Origin of the sequence: Streptococcus sp. oral taxon 431 (assembly GCF_023110115.1) — a bacterium.
Lineage (GTDB): Bacteria > Bacillota > Bacilli > Lactobacillales > Streptococcaceae > Streptococcus.
The window spans coordinates 491,005-515,129 of record NZ_JALDVP010000001.1 but is presented as its reverse complement, the minus strand read 5'-3'; the positions used below and the strand labels follow the sequence as shown (position 1 = coordinate 515,129).

The 24,125-nt window shown below is 39.8% G+C and carries 22 protein-coding genes; 21 read left to right on the top strand and 1 reads right to left on the bottom strand.

The annotated features are described in order from the left end of the window. The first annotated feature begins 2 nt into the window (after window positions 1-2). From M1F91_RS02810 to M1F91_RS02770, 9 genes are all read left to right on the top strand, one after another. Window positions 3-269: a 1,4-dihydroxy-2-naphthoate prenyltransferase gene (locus tag M1F91_RS02810; RefSeq protein ID WP_247912550.1), complete on the top strand. Its 267-nt coding sequence runs from the start codon at window positions 3-5 to the stop codon at window positions 267-269. Window positions 270-376: 107 nt separating this feature from the next. Next, on the top strand, window positions 377-967 hold the full coding sequence (locus M1F91_RS02805) for a class I SAM-dependent methyltransferase (protein ID WP_247912549.1): 591 nt from the start codon (window positions 377-379) through the stop codon (window positions 965-967). Continuing rightward, on the top strand, window positions 964-2,247 hold the full coding sequence (locus M1F91_RS02800) for a pyrimidine-nucleoside phosphorylase (protein ID WP_247912547.1): 1,284 nt from the start codon (window positions 964-966) through the stop codon (window positions 2,245-2,247). The genes M1F91_RS02805 and M1F91_RS02800 overlap by 4 nt, the downstream gene beginning before the upstream one ends. A gap of 17 nt (window positions 2,248-2,264) precedes the next feature. Beyond that, a complete protein-coding gene (gene deoC, locus M1F91_RS02795; RefSeq protein ID WP_247912546.1) occupies window positions 2,265-2,927 on the top strand; it encodes a deoxyribose-phosphate aldolase in 663 nt (220 codons plus the stop codon). Further along, window positions 2,914-3,303 carry a cytidine deaminase gene (locus tag M1F91_RS02790; protein ID WP_247912544.1) on the top strand — a complete coding sequence of 130 codons (390 nt, stop codon included), beginning with the start codon at window positions 2,914-2,916 and terminating at the stop codon, window positions 3,301-3,303. Before deoC ends, M1F91_RS02790 begins: the two co-directional genes overlap by 14 nt. 78 nt (window positions 3,304-3,381) lie before the next feature. Continuing rightward, complete coding sequence (locus M1F91_RS02785; protein WP_247912543.1) at window positions 3,382-4,437, top strand: BMP family protein; 1,056 nt, start codon at window positions 3,382-3,384, stop codon at window positions 4,435-4,437. Between the two features lie 137 nt (window positions 4,438-4,574). Continuing rightward, window positions 4,575-6,107, top strand: a complete 1,533-nt coding sequence (locus M1F91_RS02780; protein WP_247912542.1) for an ABC transporter ATP-binding protein — start codon at window positions 4,575-4,577, stop codon at window positions 6,105-6,107. Beyond that, window positions 6,100-7,155, top strand: coding sequence for an ABC transporter permease (locus tag M1F91_RS02775; protein WP_247912541.1), 1,056 nt, complete (start codon window positions 6,100-6,102; stop codon window positions 7,153-7,155). The genes M1F91_RS02780 and M1F91_RS02775 overlap by 8 nt, the downstream gene beginning before the upstream one ends. 2 nt (window positions 7,156-7,157) lie before the next feature. Further along, window positions 7,158-8,114 carry an ABC transporter permease gene (locus M1F91_RS02770; RefSeq protein ID WP_247912540.1) on the top strand — a complete coding sequence of 319 codons (957 nt, stop codon included), beginning with the start codon at window positions 7,158-7,160 and terminating at the stop codon, window positions 8,112-8,114. Between the two features lie 30 nt (window positions 8,115-8,144). On the opposite strand, the gene plsY is transcribed toward M1F91_RS02770, so the two are convergent. Further along, window positions 8,145-8,786: a glycerol-3-phosphate 1-O-acyltransferase PlsY gene (gene plsY / locus M1F91_RS02765; protein WP_225750203.1), complete on the bottom strand. Its 642-nt coding sequence runs from the start codon at window positions 8,784-8,786 to the stop codon at window positions 8,145-8,147. Window positions 8,787-9,002: 216 nt separating this feature from the next. Between plsY and M1F91_RS02760 the strand changes: the two genes are divergently transcribed. From M1F91_RS02760 to M1F91_RS02705, 12 genes are all read left to right on the top strand, one after another. Next, entirely contained in the window at window positions 9,003-9,644 is a 642-nt protein-coding gene (locus M1F91_RS02760) for an amino acid ABC transporter permease (protein ID WP_247912539.1), read from the top strand. A 10-nt stretch (window positions 9,645-9,654) separates the two neighbouring features. Next, complete coding sequence (locus M1F91_RS02755; protein ID WP_247912538.1) at window positions 9,655-10,284, top strand: amino acid ABC transporter ATP-binding protein; 630 nt, start codon at window positions 9,655-9,657, stop codon at window positions 10,282-10,284. Window positions 10,285-10,293: 9 nt separating this feature from the next. Next, window positions 10,294-11,136: an amino acid ABC transporter substrate-binding protein gene (locus tag M1F91_RS02750; RefSeq protein WP_247912537.1), complete on the top strand. Its 843-nt coding sequence runs from the start codon at window positions 10,294-10,296 to the stop codon at window positions 11,134-11,136. Window positions 11,137-11,283: 147 nt separating this feature from the next. After that, the gene (gene parE / locus M1F91_RS02745; RefSeq protein WP_247912536.1) at window positions 11,284-13,227 is read left to right on the top strand and encodes a DNA topoisomerase IV subunit B; all 1,944 of its coding nucleotides are present in this window, start codon (window positions 11,284-11,286) and stop codon (window positions 13,225-13,227) included. Between the two features lie 3 nt (window positions 13,228-13,230). Then, on the top strand, window positions 13,231-13,713 hold the full coding sequence (locus tag M1F91_RS02740) for a hypothetical protein (protein WP_247912534.1): 483 nt from the start codon (window positions 13,231-13,233) through the stop codon (window positions 13,711-13,713). Window positions 13,714-13,742: 29 nt separating this feature from the next. After that, window positions 13,743-15,005 (top strand): hypothetical protein, encoded by a 1,263-nt coding sequence (locus tag M1F91_RS02735; protein ID WP_247912533.1) that lies wholly within the window; start codon window positions 13,743-13,745, stop codon window positions 15,003-15,005. Between the two features lie 155 nt (window positions 15,006-15,160). Further along, window positions 15,161-15,973 (top strand): aminoglycoside 6-adenylyltransferase, encoded by an 813-nt coding sequence (locus M1F91_RS02730; protein ID WP_247912532.1) that lies wholly within the window; start codon window positions 15,161-15,163, stop codon window positions 15,971-15,973. Between the two features lie 882 nt (window positions 15,974-16,855). Continuing rightward, the gene (gene parC / locus M1F91_RS02725; RefSeq protein ID WP_247912573.1) at window positions 16,856-19,333 is read left to right on the top strand and encodes a DNA topoisomerase IV subunit A; all 2,478 of its coding nucleotides are present in this window, start codon (window positions 16,856-16,858) and stop codon (window positions 19,331-19,333) included. A 129-nt stretch (window positions 19,334-19,462) separates the two neighbouring features. Next, window positions 19,463-20,485, top strand: coding sequence for a branched-chain amino acid aminotransferase (locus tag M1F91_RS02720; RefSeq protein WP_247912530.1), 1,023 nt, complete (start codon window positions 19,463-19,465; stop codon window positions 20,483-20,485). A gap of 21 nt (window positions 20,486-20,506) precedes the next feature. Next, window positions 20,507-22,474, top strand: a complete 1,968-nt coding sequence (locus M1F91_RS02715; RefSeq protein WP_247912529.1) for a peptide ABC transporter substrate-binding protein — start codon at window positions 20,507-20,509, stop codon at window positions 22,472-22,474. 34 nt (window positions 22,475-22,508) lie between these two features. Next, window positions 22,509-23,198 (top strand): DUF969 family protein, encoded by a 690-nt coding sequence (locus M1F91_RS02710; protein ID WP_247912528.1) that lies wholly within the window; start codon window positions 22,509-22,511, stop codon window positions 23,196-23,198. Next, entirely contained in the window at window positions 23,195-24,118 is a 924-nt protein-coding gene (locus tag M1F91_RS02705) for a DUF979 domain-containing protein (RefSeq protein ID WP_247912527.1), read from the top strand. The genes M1F91_RS02710 and M1F91_RS02705 overlap by 4 nt, the downstream gene beginning before the upstream one ends. The last annotated feature ends 7 nt before the right edge of the window (window positions 24,119-24,125 follow it).

The following is a 24,125-nucleotide window of genomic DNA, read 5'->3' as shown; positions in this document are numbered from 1 at the left end:
TGGTGAGTGATAAAATTCTAAAACTGACTAGCTTACTGGTTGTGATTCTGTGGTTATCTCCGACTTTAATTGAGCTTACCGTGAATTTAGGAAGTCAAACCTATAGTTGGTCTGCCTTTCTCTTGTTGTTCTTGCTACCAATTATTGGTTTTATTTACTTGATTTTCGCTTTCTTAATGAGAAAATGGTGGCTCTTCTTATTTGGTCTAGCCTGTATTTTTTCCTTTGCTATCACTATGGCATTGGGTTCTTACTTGCTCGGTCCTTAAAAGGGAATTCAACTTATATTATTTTTCAATAAATCGATGGCAAAGAAAAGCCTTTGTTGTCATGTAAACGATTTACAATTAACTTATTTATATGGTAAAATGAAACTATGAGTAAAATGTATTATGCAGAAAATCCAGATGCAGCCCATGATGTTCATGAACTTAGAGTTGAGCTACTTGGGCAAAAGATGACCTTTTTGACAGATGCTGGTGTCTTTAGCAAAAAAATGATTGATTTCGGAAGTCAGCTGTTGTTAAGATGTCTAGATGTCGAAAAAGGTGAAAAAATTCTTGATGTTGGTTGTGGCTACGGTCCAATAGGCTTGTCTTTGGTTAAAGCTTATGGTGCCCAAGCGACCATGGTGGATATCAATAATCGTGCCCTGGATTTGGCCCAGCAAAATGCAGTAAAAAACAATGTTCAAGCGACTATCTTCCAGTCCAATATTTATGAGCAGGTAGAAGGGCAATTTGATCATGTCATTTCGAATCCACCCATTCGTGCAGGCAAGCAAGTTGTCCATGAAATCATCGAGAAAAGCATTGATTATCTTGTAGACGGTGGAGATTTAACCATTGTTATCCAGAAAAAACAAGGAGCTCCAAGTGCTAAAAACAAGATGGAAGAAGTATTTGGCAACTGCGAGGTTGTAAAAAAAGATAAGGGATATTATATCCTTAGAAGTGTGAAAGAATGAGAGCAGTAGATCTAATCCAGAAAAAAAGAGACGGTCAAGAACTAACCTCAAGTGAAATCAAATGGCTGGTAGAAGGCTATGTAGCTGGAACTGTTCCAGATTATCAAATGTCTGCTTTTGCTATGGCTGTTTATTTTAAAGGCATGACCACACGTGAGATTTCTGATTTGACTATGAACATGGTCAAGACAGGTCAGGAATTTGATTTATCCGCTATTGAAGGTATAAAGGTCGATAAACACTCTACCGGGGGAGTAGGAGATAAGGTTACCTTGATTTTAGCTCCCTTAGTCGCTAGTTTTGACGTACCAGTTGCCAAGATGAGTGGTAGAGGTCTAGGTCATACTGGTGGTACGATTGATAAATTAGAATCCATCAAAGGTTTTCAAGTCGAACGCAGTCAGGATGACTTTATCAAACAAGTCCAAGATATTGGTGTTTCAGTTATTGGTCAATCTGACCAATTAGTCAAAGCGGATAAGTTGCTCTATGCACTACGTGATGTGACAGCAACAGTTGACACTATTCCACTGATTGCTAGTTCTGTCATGAGTAAAAAGATTGCAGCTGGAGCGGATGCTATTTTGCTGGATGTTACTGTCGGTGAAGGTGCCTTTATGAAAACAGTCGACGAGGCGCGTGAACTGGCTCAAACCATGGTGAATCTCGGGAAAGCTGTGGGGCGTAAGACAGTAGCAGTCATTACGGATATGAGTCAACCTTTGGGACGTGCCATTGGGAATCGCTTGGAAATTCTAGAAGCACTAGAAATTCTTCAGGGTAAAGGACGCGAGGATATTAGTCACTTTATCTGTGAGTTAGCTCAGATTATGCTTTCTCTGGCAAATGTTGAAAAAACAGTCGAGGAAGTAAGGCAACATCTTGAAAATGGTCAGGCACTCAAGAAATTTGAAGCGATGGTTCTAGCTCAGGGTGGAAACCTAGAAGACCTCTATCGTCCAGTAAAAGTTGACCATGTAATTGAGATTCCTGCTCAGGAAGATGGTGTTATTGAGGCACTTCCAGCCATGGAGTTCGGTCTTTTCGCTATGAGATTAGGTGCTGGTCGTGCAGTCAAAACAGATGCTCTTGATTATGAGACAGGAATTGTTTTTGAGAAGAAAGTTGGGGAATCAGTCAAAAAAGGTGAAATTGTCGCAAAAGTATATGCAAATGGCAAAATTTCTCCGGAACTAGTTACAGATTTCCAAAAATATGTTAAAATTAAAATGAGTGATGAAACGCTAAAAATGCGTGAAATCATCGAAATTATCTCCTGATTTAAGGAAAATCCGAAATGAAATTAAATAAATACATTGATCATACGCTTTTAAAGCAAGATGCGACCGAACAACAAATCGATTGTTTGCTATCTGAAGCAAGAGAGTACGATTTTGCCAGTGTTTGTGTGAATCCTTGCTGGGTTTCGCATGCAAAAGCTGGTCTAACAGATACTGATGTCAAGGTTTGTACAGTTGTAGGTTTTCCTCTTGGAGCTACAACTTCAGCTGTCAAAGCCTATGAAACCAAAGAAGCCATCCAAAATGGTGCTGACGAAATTGATATGGTTATCAACGTTGGTGCACTAAAATCAGGAAATCTTGCATTAGTTGAGACAGACATTCAAGCTGTTGTTGAAGCAAGTGGAGACAAATTGGTTAAGGTTATTATCGAGGCTTGTTTGTTAACGGATGAAGAAAAAGTCCTGGCTTGCCAACTTGCTCAAAAAGCTGGTGCAGACTTTGTCAAGACTTCTACAGGTTTCTCGACAGGTGGTGCGACCCTACCAGATGTTCAATTAATGCGTCAGACAGTTGGTCCTGATATGGGGGTCAAAGCAGCTGGTGGAGCTCGTTCTTATGCAGATGCAGTTGCCTTTGTTGAAGCAGGAGCTACTCGAATTGGAACATCTTCTGGTGTTGCAATCTTAAAAGGAGAATTAGCTGATGGCGACTACTGAGTTGATTGAATTAGCGATTGAAACTAGTAAGAAAGCTTACGTTCCCTACTCACATTTTCCGATTGGCGCTGTTTTGGTAGCCAAGGACGGAAGTATCTATACAGGGGTTAACATTGAAAATGCTAGCTACCCCTTGACCAACTGTGGCGAAAGAACTGCAATCTTTAAGGCGGTTTCTGAAGGACAACGAGACTTTTCAGAATTGATTGTTTATGGTCAAACTGAAAAACCAATTTCGCCTTGCGGTGCTTGTCGCCAAGTTATGGTCGAATTTTTTAAACCAGATCTAAAGGTGACTCTAGTCGCCAAAGATAAAACGACGGTCGAGATGACGGTCGGGGAATTACTTCCATATTCTTTTACAGATCTTACCTAGTAACTTCTGTAAAGGCGGTCTATTGACCCTTTCATTAATCCGCAACATAGTTGCATATCTTATTTAGGAGGTTCAGAAATGAACAAGAAACAATGGTTAGGCCTAGGTCTAGTAACTGTCGCTGCATTTGGACTTGCTGCATGTGGAAATCGTGCGTCTCGCAAAGATTCTTCAGATGCAAAAACTGATTTAAAAGCTGCTATCGTTACTGACACAGGTGGTGTTGATGATAAATCATTTAACCAATCAGCTTGGGAAGGTCTTCAAGCTTGGGGTAAAGAACACAACCTTTCAAAAGACAATGGTTACACTTACTTCCAATCACAAAGTGAAGCAGATTTTGCGAATAACTTCAGCCAAGCTGCTACAAACGGCTACAAATTAGTGTACGGTGTTGGTTACAAACTTGCTCCAGCTGTTACTGCTGCTGCTGATGAAAATGCTGATATCAACTATGTTATCATTGACTCTGTTGTTGGTGATAAGAAGAACGTAGCATCTGCTGTTTTTGCGGATAATGAAGCTGCTTATCTTGCAGGGGTTGCTGCAGCCAAAACTACGAAGACAAACAAAGTTGGTTTCATCGGTGGAGCACGTGGGGAAGTTATCACTCGTTTTGAAAAAGGATTTGAAGCAGGCGTGAAGTCTGTAAACAAAGACATTTCAGTTGATGTACAATATGCTGAAGACTTCAACAACCCTGAAAAAGGTAGAACAATTGCAGCAACACAATACGCTGCAGGAGCTGACGTTATTTACCAAGCTGCTGGTGGTACAGGAGCTGGTGTCTTCAAGGAAGCAAAAGACTTGAACGAGAAGAAAAACGAAGATGAAAAAGTTTGGGTTATTGGTGTAGACCGTGACCAAGTCGATGAAGGTAAATACACTTCAAAAGATGGTAAAGAATCTAACTTCGTTTTGGCTTCTACTTTGAAACAAGTTGGTAAAACTGTTCAAGAAATCGCTACTCAAACTGCTGACGGTAAATTCCCAGGTGGAAAAGTAATTACATTTGGTTTGAAAGACGGTGGTGTTGATTTGACAACTTCTAATCTTTCTGAAGATGCTAAAAAAGCAGTAGAAGATGCTAAAAAACAAATTATTGATGGTAGTGTAAAAGCACCTGAGAAATAAAACCTTCCAGAAGCGATCCATCCTTCTTGGGTCGCTTTTTTATGAGGTGTTGAGACATTTTGTCTCAATAGAACTTACTAACTCGTTTAGCAGGTCCTACTGAAATAAAATATAGTTTTCTAGAAAGGAATATTCGAATGGCACACGAAAACGTCATTGAGATGCGTGAAATTACCAAAATCTTTGGTGAATTTGTCGCAAACGACAAAATCAACCTCGAATTGCGTAAAGGTGAAATTCATGCACTTCTTGGTGAAAATGGAGCTGGGAAATCAACCCTGATGAATATGTTGGCTGGTCTTTTGGAGCCAACGAGCGGAGAAATTGTGGTCAATGGAAAATCTGAAAAACTAGATTCTCCTTCAAAGGCCGCTTCTCTAGGGATCGGGATGGTTCACCAGCACTTCATGTTGGTAGAGGCTTTCACTGTTGCAGAAAATATCATTCTAGGTAGCGAAGTAACGAACAAGGGTATATTAGATTTGAAAAAAGCTAATGCAGATATTCTAGAGTTGTCAGAACGCTACGGCTTGGCTGTGGATCCTACAGCAAAAGTTGAAGATATTTCTGTTGGGGCTCAACAACGTGTAGAAATCTTGAAGACACTCTATCGCGGAGCTGATATTCTGATTTTCGACGAGCCTACAGCAGTGCTAACTCCTGCTGAAATTTTGGAGTTAATGGATATTATGAAAACCCTCGTCAAAGAAGGCAAATCCATTATCCTCATCACTCACAAACTGGACGAAATTCGTGCCGTTGCGGACCGTGTCACAGTTATTCGGCGTGGCAAATCCATTCAAACAGTTAGCATCGAAGGTGCTACCAATAAAGATTTGGCGGAAATGATGGTTGGGCGCTCAGTTTCTTTCGTAACAGAAAAGGAAGAAGCGCAACCTAAAGAAGTGGTTCTGCAAATCTCTGACTTGGTCGTGAATGAAAACCGCGGTGTCCCTGCGGTCAAAGAACTATCTCTTGATGTTCGTGCAGGTGAAATTGTCGGAATTGCAGGGATTGACGGAAATGGTCAGAGTGAATTGATCCAGGCTATTACCGGACTTCGCAAAGTCAAATCAGGCAGTATCAAAATTAAGGGACAAGAAGTTGTTGGCCTTTCCCCACGTAAGATTACTGAAATGAATGTCAGCCACGTGCCTGAAGATCGTCATCGCGATGGTCTTGTGCTCGAAATGATGCTTTCTGAAAACATCGCACTTCAAACTTACTACAAAGAACCACTTAGCAAGAATGGTGCGTTGAATTACAATCAAATTAATTCCTATGCCCGCAAGTTGATGGAAGAATTTGATGTTCGTGCAGCGAATGAGATTGTTCCAGCAAGTGCTCTATCCGGAGGAAATCAACAAAAAGCCATCATTGCTCGTGAAGTTGATCGAAATCCAGATTTGTTAATCGTTAGCCAACCGACACGTGGATTGGACGTTGGTGCGATTGAGTACATCCATAAACGTTTGATTGGTGAACGTGATAAAGGGAAAGCCGTCCTAGTTGTCAGCTTCGAATTAGATGAAATTATAAATCTATCAGACCGGATTGCTGTTATTCATGATGGAAAAATCCAAGGTATTGTGAAGCCATCTGAGACCAACAAACAAGAGCTTGGTATTCTAATGGCTGGTGGAGAAATCAAGGAGACTTCAAATGAATAAAAATACAAGACAAATTGCTATTCCTTTTATTTCTGTAATCCTAGGAATCATCCTCGGAGCCATTATTATGTGGATCTTTGGTTATGATGCTCTTTGGGGTTATGAAGAACTCTTCAAGACAGCTTTTGGTTCCATAAAAAATTTGGGTGAAATTTTCCGCGCTATGGGACCACTGATTTTGATTGCTCTAGGATTTGCAGTAGCTAGCCGAGCAGGATTTTTCAATGTTGGCTTACCAGGACAGGCCTTGGCTGGTTGGATTGCAGCTGTATTGTTTGCTTTGTCCTTCCAAGATATTCCGCGCATCTTGATGATTCCTTTGACCGTCCTTGTGGCTGCAATTGCCGGCGGTTTCGTTGGTTTGATCCCAGGTATCTTGCGAGCATTTTTGGGAACGAGTGAAGTGATCGTTACCATTATGATGAACTATATCGTCCTGTTTGCTGGAAATGAAATCATCCGGAACTTCCCTAAAAAGTTCATGGTCGATTCTGAATCCAGTATCACAGTAGGGGCAAATGCAAGTTATCGCCTAGGTTTTCTAACTGAATTAACTAAGTCACGGATGAATATCGGGATCTTCATTGCCTTGATTGCCGTTGCAGTGGTTTGGTTCATTATTAAGAAAACAACACTTGGTTTTGAGATCCGTTCTGTTGGTCTCAACCCCAATGCTTCAGACTATGCAGGGATGTCCGCTAAACGCATCATCATTCTTTCCATGGTGATTTCAGGGGCCCTCTGTGGGATCGGTGGAGCAGTAGAAGGAATTGGTACCTTCCAGAATATTTATGTTCAACCTGGTTCCTTGGCGATTGGATTTAATGGGATGGCTGTTGCACTACTTGCTAGCAATTCTCCTATTGGGATTGTCTTTGCAGCCTTCTTGCTTGGAACCTTGCAAACAGGTGCGCCAGGTATGACCACAGCGACTATTCCACCAGAACTTGTCAATATTGTGACAGCTTCGATTATCTTCTTTGTAAGTGCTCATTACATTATCGAAAAATACATCAAGCCTAAGAAACAAATGAAAGGAGTAGAGTAAGAATGAATACTGTTTCTATACTAACGATTCTTGTATCGAATATGCTGGTCTATGCTGCTCCTCTCATTTTCACTAGTATCGGAGGAGCCTACTCTGAACATGCTGGTGTCGTTAATGTCGGTTTAGAAGGTATCATGGTTATGGGAGCTTTCACGGGGGTTGTGTTTAACTTGACTTTTGCTAGCTCTCTTGGTGGCATGACGATCTGGCTATCTCTCCTTGCAGGTGGTTTGGTTGGTCTTATTTTCTCTGCCATCCATGCGGTAGCGACTATTAACTTCCGTGCTGACCACGTGGTGAGTGGTACAGTATTGAACTTGTTGGCTCCTGCCCTAGCTGTCTTCTTGGTAAAAGCCATCTACGGAAAAGGTCAAACCAACAATATCGATTTGTCATTTGGTAAATTTGATTTTCCTTTCTTGTCTGATATTCCTGTCATTGGTGATATCTTCTTCAAGAATACAAGTTTAATGGGATATGTTGCGATTGGATTTTCATTTGTAGCATGGTTTATCATGTTTAAAACGAAATTTGGTCTTCGCCTTCGCTCAGTCGGTGAACATCCACAAGCTGCGGATACCCTAGGGATTAATGTTTACCTCATGCGTTACTATGGTGTGCTCATCTCTGGATTTTTAGGAGGAGTTGGGGGTGCCTTGTATGCGCAATCTGCTTCTGTCAATTTCTCTGCCACTACCATCGTAGGACCTGGATTTATCGCTCTTGCGGCCATGATCTTTGGTAAATGGAATCCTGTTGGTGCTATGCTTTCAAGTCTTTTCTTTGGTCTTTCACAAGCCTTGGCAGTTATCGGTTCTCAGCTTCCTTTCTTGCAAGGAGTCCCAGCCGTTTACTTGCAAATCGCACCATATCTCTTGACCATTGTCGTCCTAGCAGCCTTCTTTGGTAAAGCTGTTGCGCCGAAGGCAGATGGTATCAACTATATCAAGTCTAAATAACATAAAAAAACGTCAGTTGAAACTGACGTTTTATTTTTTTGGTTCTTGGTGCGTTAGGTTAAGTCCCCAAGGAATGAGATTTTCTGTTTTACTTTGGATACGTTTGATATTGTCCTTGTGTCGTACAATTACTAGACTTGCAAGACCAATAATAATCACAGTAAAAAGTTGGTCATAACTAGTTAAAATAAATCCAAAGAGAGGAAACAGAAGGACGCCAATAATTGCAGCAATAGCAGCTGAAATACTAGAGAGGGAAATCATACTTCCTAGATAAAGGATTCCAAAGAAAATGACTGCAAGGTAAAGGCAAAAGAGAGGAGCAAAACCAAAAATAACTCCTGCGCTGGTTGCAACAGCCTTACCACCCTTAAATTTGGCAAAGATAGGGAAGGTGTGGCCAATGACTGCTAAAAGTCCAAAGACGATTGGTGAAACTCCCTGCACATGGAAGATTAGTGGAAGTAGAGTGGCCAAAGTACCTTTAAAGAAGTCAATTACAAAGGTTACCATTCCAGCTTTTTTGCCTAAGATTCGGAAGGTATTGGTCGTTCCAGTATTCCCAGATCCATGTTCTCTTAGATTGATGTTAAAGAATATTTGTCCAATCCACAAGCCTGAAGGAATTGAACCCAATAAATAAGCTAAAATTAATAATACTATTGTCATCATGTTTCTATTATACCATGAATTAGGAGAGAAACGGAACTGAATCTGTTTACTAGCTGTGACATCTGATACTTTGCCAAAATTGATAAGTTTATCATTAGTACCATTTTTATTCAAAAACAAAGGCTAAAGTTTTAAAAATTCATGAAAATTTCTGAAAAACTTGATTTTGTGTTTATTTATGCTATAATAGGAACAATTATTTTTAGGAGGTGGAATATGTCTTACTTATTTGAGATTTTACCTAGTTTATTGAACGGTGCGGCAATGACTTTACAAGTATTTGCACTGGTCTTACTCTTTTCAATTCCTTTAGGTATTTTGGTTGCCTTTTGCTTACAGGTCCATTGGAAACCCCTCCATTACATGATTGATGTTTATATCTGGGTGATGCGTGGGACACCCTTGCTCTTGCAGTTAATCTTTATCTATTATGTTTTGCCAAGTATCGGGATTCGACTTGATCGGGTACCAGCAGCGATTATTGCCTTTACGCTTAATTATGCAGCCTATTTTGCAGAAATATTCCGTGGAGGGATTGCAACGATTCCTCAAGGACAATATGAAGCAGCTAAGGTTTTGAAATTCAAACCTATCGATACCGTCCGCTATATTATCTTGCCTCAGGTCACTAAGATTGTTTTACCAAGTGTATTTAACGAGGTTATGAGTTTAGTTAAGGATACTTCTTTGGTCTATGCATTGGGTATTTCAGATTTAATCCTAGCTAGTCGTACTGCAGCCAATCGTGATGCGAGCTTGATTCCAATGTTTCTAGCGGGAGCTATCTATCTTCTTATGATTGGTATTGTTACAATTTTAGCTAAGAAACTTGAGAAAAAGTTTAGCTACTATAGATAGGAGGTTATCCATGTTAGAGTTAAAAAATATCAGCAAAAAATTTGGAAAAAAAGAAATTTTATCCAATTTCAGTTTAACAATTCCTGAAAAGCAAATTTTGGCCATCGTTGGACCTTCTGGTGGTGGGAAGACAACCTTGCTTAGAATGTTGGCTGGACTTGAGACCATTGATTCAGGTGAGATTTTTTATAATGGAGAATCCCTACCTTTGGATGAACTTGAAAAGCGTCACTTGTTAGGTTTTGTGTTTCAAGATTTTCAGCTTTTTCCTCACTTATCCGTTATGGAGAACTTGATATTGTCACCCATCAAGACTATGGGAATGTCTGAAGCAGATGCCAAGAAGAAGGCAACCGACTTACTCGCTCGTCTGGGTCTCGAAGCTCATGCAGATGCCTATCCTTATTCCTTATCTGGTGGTCAAAAGCAACGGGTTGCCTTAGCACGCGCTATGATGATAGATCCTGAAGTGATTGGGTATGACGAACCAACTTCAGCCCTTGACCCTGAGTTGCGTCTCGAGGTTGAAAAACTGATTTTACAAAATCGAGAATTAGGCATGACTCAGATTGTCGTGACTCACGATCTCCAGTTTGCAGAGAATATTGCTGATCAGATTCTCAAAGTAGAGCCTAAGTAGGAGGTATCTATGAATCGAAAGAAAATCAGCCTTGTTTTTGTATTCTTTCTGGCTTTTTTCCTGGTAGGATGCACACAAAAAGCTAGTGATCCTAAGGTCGATAATTGGGATAAATACCAAGAACAGGGTACCATTACCATCGGGTTTGACAATACCTTTGTTCCCATGGGCTTTGAAGAAAAGAATGGGCAATATGCTGGATTTGACATTGATTTAGCACAGGCTGTTTCTGAGAAACTTGGTTTCAAGGTACAATTTCAACCCATTGATTGGGACATGAAGGAAACCGAACTTCAAAACGGTACCATTGATGCTATCTGGAATGGATATTCCGCAACAGATGAACGCCGTAAGAAGGTTGCTTTTACCATTCCTTACATGGAGAATCAGCAGGTTCTAGTCTCTAAGAAATCTCAGAATATACAATCAGTGTCTGATATGACAGGCAAGGTTTTGGGTGCTCAGGCTGGATCTTCTGGTTATATAGATTTCGAAGCCCAACCAGAACTCTTAAAAAAAATCGTAAAAGATCAAAAAGCCAACCAATATCAGAGTTTTAACGAAGCCTTGATTGACTTGCAAAATGATCGGATTGATGCCCTTTTAATTGACCGTGTTTACGCCAATTATTATCTTGAAACTGAAGGGATTTTAGACCAGTATGAGATTTTTCCTGCTGGTTTTGAGAGTGAGTCTTTTGCAGTTGGTGTAAGACCAGCTGATAAGACCTTGTTAGCAAATTTGAATAAAGCTTTTAAGGAACTCTATCAAGAAGGTAAATTCCAAGAAATAAGCAAGAAATGGTTTGGTGAAGATGTGGCTACAAATCAAATTAAAGGAAAAGAAAACTAAGATTCTTATCTTGGTTTCTTTTTTTGGTATAACTAGGTGATGTTTTTGCTAAAAAAGACTTGTGAATAGGCTTTTTAACTAGAAAAACTTTGCAAAATCCTTAGAAAACCTGTAAAATAGAAAAGATGAACAAATAGGAGGTTCCTTGTGTCAAAAAAGGAAATCAATATTAACAATTATAATGATGACGCCATTCAGGTGCTAGAAGGGTTGGATGCGGTCCGAAAACGTCCAGGGATGTATATCGGTTCGACCGATGGTGCTGGTCTCCACCACCTAGTCTGGGAAATCGTCGATAATGCTGTCGATGAGGCCTTGTCTGGATTTGGTGACCGGATCGATGTGACCATTAATAAAGACGGAAGTTTAACGGTTCAAGACCACGGACGTGGAATGCCGACTGGAATGCACGCTATGGGAATTCCAACGGTAGAGGTTATCTTTACCATCCTTCACGCTGGAGGAAAATTCGGTCAGGGTGGTTATAAGACATCAGGTGGTCTCCACGGGGTTGGTTCTTCTGTCGTCAATGCCCTCTCTAGTTGGTTAGAGGTAGAAATTACTCGTGATGGAGCAGTTTATAGACAACGTTTTGAAAATGGAGGCAAGCCAGTTACCACTCTAGAAAAGGTTGGAACTGCAGCTAAGTCTAAAACAGGTACCAAAGTAAGCTTTATGCCGGATGCTAGTATCTTTTCTACGACAGACTTTAAGTACAATACTATTTCAGAGCGTCTCAATGAGTCAGCCTTTCTCTTGAAAAATGTAACCTTGTCATTAACGGACAAGCGAACAGATGAAGCAATCGAGTTTCATTATGAGAACGGGGTACAAGACTTTGTTTCTTACCTCAATGAAGACAAGGAAACCTTGACGCCAGTCCTTTACTTTGAAGGGGAAGACAATGGTTTCCAAGTAGAAGTAGCCCTCCAGTATAATGATGGCTTTTCAGATAACATCTTGTCCTTTGTCAATAACGTCCGTACCAAAGACGGTGGAACGCATGAGACAGGACTCAAGTCAGCCATTACCAAGGTTATGAATGACTATGCACGTAAGACGGGTCTTCTCAAAGAAAAGGATAAAAATCTTGAAGGATCCGATTACCGTGAAGGATTAGCGGCCGTTCTTTCTATCTTGGTTCCTGAAGAACATTTGCAGTTTGAGGGACAGACCAAAGACAAACTTGGAAGTCCACTAGCTCGTCCAATCGTTGATAGTATTGTTGCTGAAAAACTGACTTTCTTCCTTATGGAAAATGGGGAATTGGCTTCGAATCTGATTCGTAAAGCCATCAAGGCCCGTGATGCCCGTGAAGCAGCACGTAAGGCGCGTGATGAGAGCCGAAATGGTAAAAAGAATAAAAAAGACAAGGGCTTACTTTCTGGTAAATTAACCCCAGCCCAGTCTAAAAATCCAGCTAAGAACGAACTCTATCTGGTCGAGGGGGACTCTGCCGGTGGATCTGCCAAACAAGGACGTGATCGTAAGTTCCAGGCTATCTTGCCTCTTCGTGGTAAGGTCATCAATACAGCCAAGGCAAAGATGGCAGATATCCTCAAAAACGAAGAAATCAACACCATGATTTATACCATCGGAGCTGGTGTGGGGGCAGACTTCTCTCTTGAAGATGCTAACTATGACAAGATTATTATCATGACCGATGCGGACACCGATGGTGCCCATATCCAGACCTTGCTCTTGACATTTTTCTACCGTTACATGCGTCCGCTAGTCGAGGCAGGACATGTCTATATCGCCCTTCCGCCTCTTTACAAGATGTCCAAAGGCAAAGGCAAGAAAGAAGAAGTGGCCTACGCTTGGACGGATGGCGAGCTAGAAGAACTTCGCAAGCAGTTCGGTAAAGGTGCTACCCTTCAACGCTACAAGGGGCTTGGTGAAATGAATGCGGACCAACTTTGGGAGACAACCATGAATCCAGAAACTCGAACTCTCATTCGTGTTACGATTGAAGACTTAGCACGCGCAGAACGTCGTGTCAATGTCTTAATGGGTGATAAGGTCGAACCACGTCGTAAGTGGATTGAAGATAATGTCAAGTTTACGCTGGAAGAGAGTGGAGCGTTTTGAACGATGCAAAATAAACAAATTATGATAAATGAATTGAAAGAAATAGCTATGAGATATAGAAAAGCTATTGAAAAAGCAATTCAGACAAAAGAGATTATCGATTATAACCTAGTGAATTTTCCTAAGGGATGTTGCAGTTTTGTAAGTGACTACCTTCAGAGGTATTTATATGAACAAGGAATTGAATCATTATATGTTTCTGGTGAATATGGTTATGGATGGGGAGGTTATTCTCATGCTTGGTTAGTTGCCTACGAAGATATAATTGTTGATATTACAGGAGATCAGTATCAAGATAACGAAGGAGAACTCTTTTATGATATTCCGGTGTATGTCGGCGAAGAGGATGGGTTTCATAAATTATTTAAATATAATGGCCCACTGATTTCATATCCTGAGCAAGAAATAAATGATTCTCGTAATGGTCGTTTAAAAGAAAAGAAAAACAAAAATTACAATATAATTTTGAAATTCATTCAAAATTAGAGTTTTGCACTGTGAAAAGGAGAACTCTTATGAAAGAATCAGATGTTCTGACTAGGCTTGGATTGAAAGATAAGGACGAATTGGTCTCTTTATTAGAAAATAGTGGGTTAAATGAAAGATTGTCTAGACTTACTTTTATTGATAGAGAAAGACATTCTATTAAGCTAGAATTTTGTGAATCAGGATGTTACTTTAAAATAGAAGTGGACTATACAAAGGAAGTGTCGGAAATTAAAGAAGAGGCTTCTGATTACTTTAGACGTGGGTGGTCATGTGTTTTGAAAGGGTCCAGAAAAACAGGAAAAGAAGCTCCCAAAAATAAAAAAACACCAGAGAACTATCCGAAAGAAATTGGAATTAATCATTTTAATATTGGTCATATTTTGGGACGTGGTTTCCATGAATTCATTTATGGGTATCAGTGCTTAACTCCCGATTTCAAGCAAAAAGGGATTTGGAAAGATGAAGCCATTAACGATAAAGAAAAAAATTTGATTACTCAGTTTGCTAGTGCAAACCATCAGACTAAGGGAGCTCCAAGATATAGCCAAGCTTATTTTGAAGATGAAGTTGAAAAGTTTTTCAAGGATACTGAAAGTGGAGAGGTTTTCTATGAAGTAAAGGCGATTTATAAAAAGTCAGAAGATTCAATAGACAAATATCCTATTGGAACGGAAATTTATTATACAACTTTAAAGCCTAATGAAAATGATCAAGCTATAGGAAAACATGTATTTATTCCGAATTGTGATATTGATTTTGATTTATCAGTTATGGGCGACTATCGGGAATATAACAGCTATCGAGAGTTTTATAAAAATGGATATAACGGAGAATATCGAAAATATTTTAAGAATAGTAATGATTTAACCGAACTACTTGGTGAAGAGCATTATTTTGCTTTAGTACTTCAAGAAAAAGTGCTTGGGATTTATAAAACTTCTAATAAGGCAAAAGATAAGATCGGAAACAAATCTATTTCTGAAATTAAGTTTGGAACAATTATTAGCGAGGGTGAACTTATTCATTCTTTTACTACAGAAGAGGAGAAAGGGATTATCCTTTTTACAAAAGAACAGATAAATACGCTGGAAAATTCTTTGAAAGGTAGTCAATATACTGAACGAACAGGAAGAAACAAGTATTTTAGACCTTTTATTAGTGAGGGAAAAATTTATCTGAAATATCATGGAGAAGATGGAAGTGCTTCTGTAACTCATGGCTCTACCGGTGGAGATATCAAGGGATATAACTCGTTAAGAGACGCTATGATTGCAATGGGATGGCTATAAATCTAATGCTTCCTCATTCCTAGGATTATTTTCCAAAACATTTCGTCTTATATAATCCTAGGAATTTGATAATGAAAAAGTTCTAGCAGACAGTCCGCTTTATAGACATATCCTATACAGAATCAAGAGTTTTCACTAAAAAGGCAGGTATTCCCATGAGAAATGAACCCGAGATGTTTGATGTGATTTTGCAAACCGCAAAAGTGCTACAAGTCAACGCTGTCGTTATGTCCGGCTCGCGGACAAATCCAAATGCTCCCAAGGACGAATTTCAAGACTATGATCTTGTCTATGTCGTAGATGACATAGACAATCTAACGAGTGACCTTGCTTGGTTGCACCAGTTTGGCAAACGTATCATCGAGCAAGAGGTTACTCTAGGACATCGTCGTCTCTACCTCATGCTTTTTGAAGATGGGAATCGCATTGATCTAACCCTCTGTCCTAAAGATCACATCAACGAGTGGGCGGATAGTGAGGCTGGGTTCACCGTTTTAGAAGATAAGAAGGGTTTGTTTGAGTCATATTCTCCAAGTCCTCAGCGTTTCTGGACAAGCCCAGCTAGTGAGACGGATTTTGAAAAAACTTGTAATGAATTTTGGTGGGTGTCAGCTTACGTGGTCAAAGGCATTTGTCGTAATCAGTTAGTCTATGCGACTGATCATCTCTATGGTATTTGCCAACAAGAACTCTTGAAGGTCTTGGCTTGGCAAGTCGCAAGTGATAGGGGAAAAATCGATATCGGCAAGAACTACAAGTATCTTTTTCAGTATTTGCCTACAGAGAAAGAGAAGGAATTCTCAGCTCTTCTTGATTTCTCAAGTTTAGACAAAATCACTCAGTCTTTATTAGCAACCATGGAATTTTTCCACCAGGAAGCTCAATATCTTGCTCAAAAGATGGGCTTTAAGTATGAAAAAGAAGTGGCTGAGAAGATGATTGAGTATGCTAAGGAGAAGTTGAAATAGTTTCAGAGACACTTACAAGATGAACAAATTCTTCGGTTTATAATAGCTATTGAGGTGAAATAGTATGTTTGATTTCATGTTTGGAATATTTGCTATGTTATTCCCATTTCTTCCAATTGTGTCCATAATCTTATCAATATATATTGCCTTACATAATAATAAACTTGGCAAAAGATTTTATGGATTATTTTTTCCTGTAATTATTACCATATGTAATATTTGGTTGTTTCCCATAGATCGGACAGATATGTTTCATGATGCTTTAAGGTTTTATTTTTTTCTAATTGATTTTTGTTTACCTATGCTTATTTCTTCCACAATCTATCACTTAATACGCTTACATTATTTATACAAATCAATCAAGTGGAGAGTCTTCCCTATAAGTATCTGTTATTTATTCGGTTTAATTTTTCATTATCTTAACACAATGCATTGGGAGGAGCTATTTCGAGGGAAAAAGTTTGTATTTGATATCTTGCTGATATCAACTGCTATAATTTCTTATTTACCTTGTCTATATTTGTACATTCTTCAAAGAAGAAAGAACAACCCATAGGGAATAGTTGCTTTTGGTTAATCTAAATAAATGACTTAAATAGTATCTAAAGATATTTTTCTCAATACCAATTTTAATGTAAAAATCTACTCAACATTTTTTGAAAGGAGTTGAACACGCCCTAAATCCTGTGTGAAAACTCCTGACGCTTCTTTTAAAACGTATTTTAAACTACAGAAAGGATAGTTTGGTTACTAGAGGTAACTGAACACGGGACTAAGACTTAGGAAAAAAGATAAATCGCCTTGGGTTCATCGAACCCTGCAGCGATTTCCTATTTTTCTACAGAAATTTTCGGCAAGCCGAATCGTCCCTTTGTATCTTATATGAGTAATATCCAAAATATGTCCTTGGAGGACATCATGGGAGAGCGCTTTGGTCGCTACTCCAAATACATCATTCAAGACCGGGCTTTGCCAGATATTCGGGATGGATTGAAGCCAGTTCAACGCCGTATTCTTTATTCGATGAATAAGGATGGCAATACTTTTGATAAGAGCTACCGTAAGTCGGCCAAGTCTGTCGGGAACATCATGGGTAATTTTCACCCACACGGGGATTCTTCGATCTATGACGCCATGGTTCGTATGTCTCAGGACTGGAAAAACCGTGAGATTCTGGTTGAAATGCACGGGAATAACGGTTCCATGGACGGAGATCCACCTGCGGCTATGCGTTATACGGAGGCCCGTTTGTCAGAGATTGCAGGTTACCTTCTTCAGGATATCGATAAAAAGACAGTTCCCTTTGCTTGGAACTTTGACGATACTGAGAAAGAGCCAACTGTCTTACCAGCAGCCTTTCCAAACCTTTTAGTCAATGGTTCAACTGGGATTTCAGCTGGGTATGCGACAGATATTCCACCGCATAATTTGGCTGAAGTTATCGATGCGACAGTCTACATGATTGATTACCCAACTGCTAAAGTTGATAAGCTTATGGAATTCTTACCTGGGCCAGACTTTCCTACAGGAGCGATCATCCAAGGTCGTGACGAGATCAAAAAGGCCTATGAAACTGGTAAGGGGCGCGTGGTTGTTCGTTCCAAGACTGAAATTGAGAAGTTAAAAGGTGGTAAGGAACAAATCGTTATCACTGAGATTCCTTATGAGATTAATAAGGCTAACTTAGTCAAGAAAATTGATGAAGTCCGTGTCAATAACAAGGTAGCAGGTATCGCTGAGGTTCGTGATGAGTCTGACCGTGACGGTCTTCGCATTGCTATCGAGCTCAAGAAAGATGCGAACACAGAGCTTGTTCTCAACTACCTTTTCAAGTATACTGACTTGCAAATCAACTACAACTTCAATATGGTTGCGATTGACAATTTTACCCCTCGTCAGGTTGGAATTGTGCCGATCTTATCTAGCTATATTGCCCACCGTCGTGAGGTCATCTTGGCACGTTCTCGCTTTGACAAGGAAAAGGCTGAAAAACGTCTCCATATCGTGGAAGGTTTGATTCGTGTCATCTCTATTTTAGATGAAGTCATTGCTCTTATCCGTGCTTCTGAGAACAAGGCTGATGCCAAGGAAAACCTCAAGGTCAGTTATGATTTTACTGAAGAGCAGGCTGAAGCTATTGTTACCTTGCAACTATACCGTTTGACCAATACAGACGTAGTTGTCTTGCAGGAAGAAGAAGCAGAGCTTCGCGAAAAAATTGCTATGCTGGCGGCTATCATCGGTGACGAACGGACTATGTACAATCTCATGAAAAAAGAACTTCGTGAGGTCAAGAGACAGTTTGCGACACCTCGTTTGAGTTCTTTAGAAGATACAGCAAAAGTGATCGAAATTGATACAGCTAGCCTTATCGCAGAGGAGGATACCTATGTCAGCGTGACCAAGGCTGGCTATATCAAGCGTACTAGCCCTCGCTCTTTCTCAGCTTCAACCTTAGAGGAAATTGGTAAACGGGATGATGACCGATTGCTATTTATCCAATCTGTTAAGACAACTCAACATCTCTTAATCTTTACGACACTAGGAAATGTTATCTACCGTCCTGTCCATGAATTAGCAGATATTCGTTGGAAGGATATCGGGGAGCACTTGAGTCAAACGATTACCAACTTTGAAACCAATGAAGAAGTGCTATACGTAGAAGTTGTGGATCAGTTTGATGATGCGACGACCTACTTTGCAGCGACTCGCCTTGGACAAATCAAACGTGTCGAACGTAAAGAATTCTCTCCATGGAGAACCTATCGTTCTAAGTCTGTCAAATATGCTAAGTTGAAAGACGAGACTGACCAGATTGTAGCTGTTGCACCAATCAAACTTGATGATGTTTTGTTGATTAGTAAAAATGGATATGCCCTTCGCTTTAATATCGAAGAGGTTCCAGTTGTTGGAGCCAAGGCTGCAGGTGTTAAAGCTATGAATTTGAAAGCAGATGATGAGCTTCAAGCTGCCTTTATCTGCAATACTTCATCCTTCTATCTGTTAACGCAACGTGGAAGCTTGAAACGTGTATCAACAGAGGAAATTCCAGCAACCAGTCGTGCTAAGCGTGGTCTTCAAGTTCTGAGAGAATTGAAGAGTAAACCACATCGCGTCTTCTTGGCCGGTTCTGTCTCAGAACAAGGATTTATCGGAGATCTCTTCAGTACAGAAGTAGAAGATGGCGAACAAACTCTGGTTGTTCAATCAAATAATGGAACAATTTACGAAGCAATTCTGCAAGATTTGAATCTATCAGAACGTACTAGCAACGGAAGCTTTATCTCAGATACCATTTCAGACGAGGAAGTTTTCGATGCCTACCTCAAAGAAGTCTTTAAAGAAGAAAAAGATAATTAAGAAGAAAATCAGTCCTAGTGACTGATTTTTTATAAGTAAAATTTTCAGAAAATTACAAATAATACTTGAATTTTTAGGAGAATAGTGTAGAATAGAACACAAAGCTTGATTAGAATAAAGGAGATTGTCATGACCGTTACGATTGATTGGGAAAATCTCGGTTTTTCCTATATGAAACTACCTTATCGTTATATCGCTTATTTTAAAAATGGACAATGGACTCAAGGAGAATTAACAGAAGATGCAACCTTGCATATTTCAGAATCATCTCCAAGCCTTCACTATGGACAGCAAGCATTTGAAGGATTGAAAGCCTATCGTACAAAGGATGGCAGTATTCAACTCTTCCGTCCAGATGAAAATGCTAAACGACTCCAACGTACCTGCGACCGTCTCTTGATGCCCCAAGTGCCAACAGAAATGTTTGTAGAGGCTTGTAAAGCAGTTGTTCGTGCTAATGAAGAATACGTACCCCCTTATGGAACTGGTGGAACTCTTTATCTTCGTCCGCTCTTGATTGGTGTCGGAGACATCATCGGGGTAAAACCAGCCGAGGAGTATATTTTTACCATCTTTGCTATGCCAGTTGGAAATTACTTTAAGGGTGGATTGGTTCCAACAAACTTCTTGATTCAAGATGAGTATGACCGTGCTGCACCAAATGGAACAGGAGCTGCCAAGGTCGGTGGTAACTATGCAGCTAGTCTACTGCCTGGAAAAGTGGCTAAATCACGTCATTTCTCAGACGTTATTTATCTAGACCCATCAACCCACACTAAGATTGAAGAAGTTGGTTCAGCAAACTTCTTTGGAATTACAGCTGATAATGAGTTTGTAACCCCATTGAGTCCGTCAATTTTGCCATCGATTACCAAGTATTCATTGCTTTACTTGGCAGAGCATCGTTTAGGCTTGAAACCTGTCGAGGGGGATGTACCAATTGATAGTCTGGATCGATTTGTAGAAGCAGGTGCCTGTGGAACAGCAGCGGTAATTTCACCTATTGGGGGAATCCAACACGGTGATGATTTCCATGTTTTCTACAGTGAAACAGAGGTTGGTCCAGTGACTCGTAAACTATACGATGAATTGACAGGTATCCAATTTGGTGACATTGAAGCACCAGAAGGTTGGATTGTAAAAGTAGATTAAAAATTATTAAAGGAGATCTTTATGAAAACGAAAAAGTGGATGTTAACAGCAGGAGTTGTCCTGAGTACAGCAGTTCTTCTTGTGGCTTGTGGTAAAGCTGATAAAGAAGCAGATGCACCTACAACCTTCTCTTATGTATATGGAGTAGACCCATCATCTTTGGACTACAGTATTGCAACTCGTACTTCAACAACGGATATTATTGGTAATGTTGTTGATGGATTGTTGGAAAACGATGAATATGGAAATTTGGTTCGTTCACTAGCAGAAGACTGGAGTGTCTCACAAGACGGTTTGACTTATACTTATAAACTTCGTAAAGGAGTTAAATGGTACACGTCAGAAGGTGAAGAATATGCTGAAGTAACTGCGCATGACTTTGTTACTGGACTAAAACACGTAGCAGATGGGAAATCAGACGGTGTCACTCTTATTCAAAACTCCATTAAGGGCTTAAATGAATATATGACTGGTGAGACTAATGACTTCTCTACAGTTGGAGTTAAGGCATTAGATGACTACACAGTCCAGTATACTCTTAATGCACCTGAAAGTTTCTGGAATTCGAAAGTAACTTCAGCAACCATGTTGCCGGTAAACGAGGAATTCCTCAAAGCTTCAGGTAAGAACTACGGAGCAGTAAGTCCATCTGGTATTCTTTATAACGGTCCGTATATCCTGAAGACATTGACTTCAAAATCTTTAATCGAATACGAAAAGAACCCAAATTATTGGGATAAAGAGAAGGTTAAAATTGAGAAAGTAAAATTGACCTACTATGATGGTTCAGACCAAGAATCATTAATCCGTAGTTTCTCTTCAGGTGTTTATACAACAGCTCGTATCTTCCCAAGTAGCTCAAACTTTGCTTCTACATTGGAACAATACGGAGATAAAATCACATACAGTCCACAGGATTCAACTAGTTATTACTTTACCTTTAACGTAAACCGTCAATCTTACAATAAGACTGCGAAAACAAGTGAAGAACAGAAAACTTCTACAAAAGAAGCGATGTTGAACAAGGACTTCCGTCAAGCAATCAACTTTGCCTTCAACCGTCATTCATATGCTGCACAGCTCAATGGTGAAGATGGTGCGGACAAGATCATTCGTAACAGTCTAGTTCCAGATAACTTTGTACAATCTGGTGGCAAAAACTTTGGTGATATCGCTCAAGCAGAATTGGTCAACTATGGAGACCAATGGAAAGGCGTTGAGCTTGTAGACGGAAAAGATACCATCTACAATCCAGACAAAGCCAAAGCTTCATTCGAAAAAGCTAAGAAAGAATTGGAAGCAAAAGGTGTAACCTTCCCAATTCATTTGGATGTTCCAGTTGAACAGACAGATACAATTGCCGTTCAACAAAGCAATTCCTTCAAACAATCAATCGAATCAACTCTTGGTTCTGAAAATGTCGTGATTGATGTCCTTCAGATGACCGATAACGAAAAGGAAAGTATTACATCGCAGGCGCGTGTTCCAGCTCAAAAAGACTATGACTTGAACAGTACTGGATGGGCTCCAAGCTACCAAGACCCAGCAAGTTATCTTAATATCATGGATCCTAAGACTGGTTCTGCTATGAAACACCTTGGTATTACGAAAGGTAAAGACAAGGAAGTAGTAGCTCAACTTGGTCTGGACGAATATAAGAAACTCTTGGATGATGCAGTTTCTGAAACAAACGATTTGGACAAGAGATATGAAAAATATGCTAAAGCTCAAGCATGGCTCACTGATAGTTCTCTCTTGATGCCAACCGCTTCATCAGGTGGTTCACCAGTTGTCAGCAACGTCGTTCCATTCTCTAAACCATACTCACAAGTGGGTATTAAGGGTGATCCATATATCTTCAAGGGAATGAAATTGCAAAAAGAAATTGTATCTGCTAAAGAATATCAAGCAGCTCTTGAAAAATGGCAAAAAGAAAAATTGGAATCAAACAGTAAATACCAAAAAGAACTAGAAAGTCATGTCAAATAAAACAGACTAGTATTTTTGGAATAAAGGGGCCTATATGGAATGGATTAAACTAATAGGGATAGCTATCATTGTGGTTGGTTTTATCTATAAATTAGATACCATCGCAACGGTAGTCTTAGCTAGTTTAGTTACAGCTCTAGTTTCTGGAGTTTCTCTTGTTGAGTTCTTGGAAATTTTAGGAAGAGAATTTAGCAATCAACGAGTTCTTACGATTTTTATGGTAACCTTGCCCTTGGTTGGTTTATCTGAAACTTTTGGCCTCAAGCAACGTTCAATTGACTTGATTCAAAAGATTAAAGGACTGACCGTAGGAAGTTTTTATACCGTTTATTTCTTTTTTCGGGAACTCGATGGATTCTTTGCCATTCGTCTAGGTGGGCAGCCGCAGTTTGTAAGGCCTCTGGTTCAACCCATGGGACAAGCAGCGGCAGAGTCACAATTAGGTAGAAAATTAACGGAGCAGGAGAGCGAAGCGCTAAAAGCGCGTGCAGCAGCAAATGATAATTTTGCAAATTTCTTTGCTCAGAATACTTTCGTTGGTGCAGGAGGTGTCCTCTTAGTTGGGGGCACTCTGGACCAATTAGGTTACGAAAGTAATTATGCAGGGATCGCTTCGGCTTCTCTTATTGTTGCAGGAGTTGCCTTGCTTGTGGTAGGGCTGTACAATTACTTATTTGATAGAAAATTGCTAGCGAATAAGCTTAGTAAAGGAAAAGAAGAATGACCAATCTAGCAAGACAGTTATTAGAGTTAACCTATATTGTGATTGGTTGTCAATTTCTTCACACGGCCTATTGTAGCTACAAAGACAAAACAAATCCAGTTCGATATGGAACAGCTGGGTTTTGGGCTTTCTTGGGAATCAGTTTTATTGGTGGTTCCTATTTACCATCTATCTGTATTGGAATTATCGTAGTGCTCTTAGCCCTACTAACACTCTTTAAACAGGTTCGTATCGGAACCTTGCCGTCTCTGAATGAAGTCAAGGCAAATATTGAAGCTAAACGGTTGAAGAATAAAATTTTTATTCCGGTCATGTTGATGGCTTTGATTGCTTTAGTATTAGCAAAAATGATCCCTGAGTTTAGTAAGATTGCTATCAGCCTTGCAGCATTTCTTGCAACCATCTCTCTTTTATTGATTACTAAGAGTTCTCCTAAAAGCTTGCTGGCAGAAAATAATCGCATGGTTCAGCAAGTCTCAACTAGTGGGATTGTTCCCCAACTTTTAGGGGCTTTGGGAGCGATTTTTACCGTAGCAGGAGTTGGAGATTTAATGTCACATCTGATAAGTGGTTTTGTGCCATCGGGAAGTCGGTTGATGGGAGTAGTGGCTTATGTGTTGGGAATGGTTCTATTTTCAATGATTATGGGAAATGCCTTTGCGGCCTTTACTGTGATTACTGCTGGAATTGGTGTTCCCTTTGTATTTTCCTTGGGAGCAGATCCAATCGTGGCGGGTGCTCTTGCTATGACAGCAGGTTTTTGTGGGACTCTATTAACCCCAATGGCTGCTAATTTCAATACTCTACCTGTAGCCCTTTTGGATATGAAAGATCCAAATGGAGTTATCAAAGCGCAAGTAGGAGTGGCTATTGTCATGATTATCATACATGTATTTCTGATGTACTTTTTGGCATTTTAGTAAAGGA

Coding starts and splice junctions, on each gene's coding strand:
- M1F91_RS02730 (WP_247912532.1), top strand. CDS start 15,161: ATGAGAAATGAACCCGAGATGTTTGATGTGATTTTGCAAACCGCAAAA.
- M1F91_RS02710 (WP_247912528.1), top strand. CDS start 22,509: ATGGAATGGATTAAACTAATAGGGATAGCTATCATTGTGGTTGGTTTT.
- M1F91_RS02790 (WP_247912544.1), top strand. CDS start 2,914: ATGGCGACTACTGAGTTGATTGAATTAGCGATTGAAACTAGTAAGAAA.
- M1F91_RS02775 (WP_247912541.1), top strand. CDS start 6,100: ATGAATAAAAATACAAGACAAATTGCTATTCCTTTTATTTCTGTAATC.
- deoC (WP_247912546.1), top strand. CDS start 2,265: ATGAAATTAAATAAATACATTGATCATACGCTTTTAAAGCAAGATGCG.
- M1F91_RS02705 (WP_247912527.1), top strand. CDS start 23,195: ATGACCAATCTAGCAAGACAGTTATTAGAGTTAACCTATATTGTGATT.
- M1F91_RS02800 (WP_247912547.1), top strand. CDS start 964: ATGAGAGCAGTAGATCTAATCCAGAAAAAAAGAGACGGTCAAGAACTA.
- parC (WP_247912573.1), top strand. CDS start 16,856: ATGAGTAATATCCAAAATATGTCCTTGGAGGACATCATGGGAGAGCGC.
- plsY (WP_225750203.1), bottom strand. CDS start 8,786: ATGATGACAATAGTATTATTAATTTTAGCTTATTTATTGGGTTCAATT.
- M1F91_RS02770 (WP_247912540.1), top strand. CDS start 7,158: ATGAATACTGTTTCTATACTAACGATTCTTGTATCGAATATGCTGGTC.
- M1F91_RS02780 (WP_247912542.1), top strand. CDS start 4,575: ATGGCACACGAAAACGTCATTGAGATGCGTGAAATTACCAAAATCTTT.
- M1F91_RS02720 (WP_247912530.1), top strand. CDS start 19,463: ATGACCGTTACGATTGATTGGGAAAATCTCGGTTTTTCCTATATGAAA.
- M1F91_RS02760 (WP_247912539.1), top strand. CDS start 9,003: ATGTCTTACTTATTTGAGATTTTACCTAGTTTATTGAACGGTGCGGCA.
- M1F91_RS02735 (WP_247912533.1), top strand. CDS start 13,743: ATGAAAGAATCAGATGTTCTGACTAGGCTTGGATTGAAAGATAAGGAC.
- M1F91_RS02785 (WP_247912543.1), top strand. CDS start 3,382: ATGAACAAGAAACAATGGTTAGGCCTAGGTCTAGTAACTGTCGCTGCA.
- M1F91_RS02805 (WP_247912549.1), top strand. CDS start 377: ATGAGTAAAATGTATTATGCAGAAAATCCAGATGCAGCCCATGATGTT.
- M1F91_RS02755 (WP_247912538.1), top strand. CDS start 9,655: ATGTTAGAGTTAAAAAATATCAGCAAAAAATTTGGAAAAAAAGAAATT.
- M1F91_RS02750 (WP_247912537.1), top strand. CDS start 10,294: ATGAATCGAAAGAAAATCAGCCTTGTTTTTGTATTCTTTCTGGCTTTT.
- M1F91_RS02740 (WP_247912534.1), top strand. CDS start 13,231: ATGCAAAATAAACAAATTATGATAAATGAATTGAAAGAAATAGCTATG.
- M1F91_RS02715 (WP_247912529.1), top strand. CDS start 20,507: ATGAAAACGAAAAAGTGGATGTTAACAGCAGGAGTTGTCCTGAGTACA.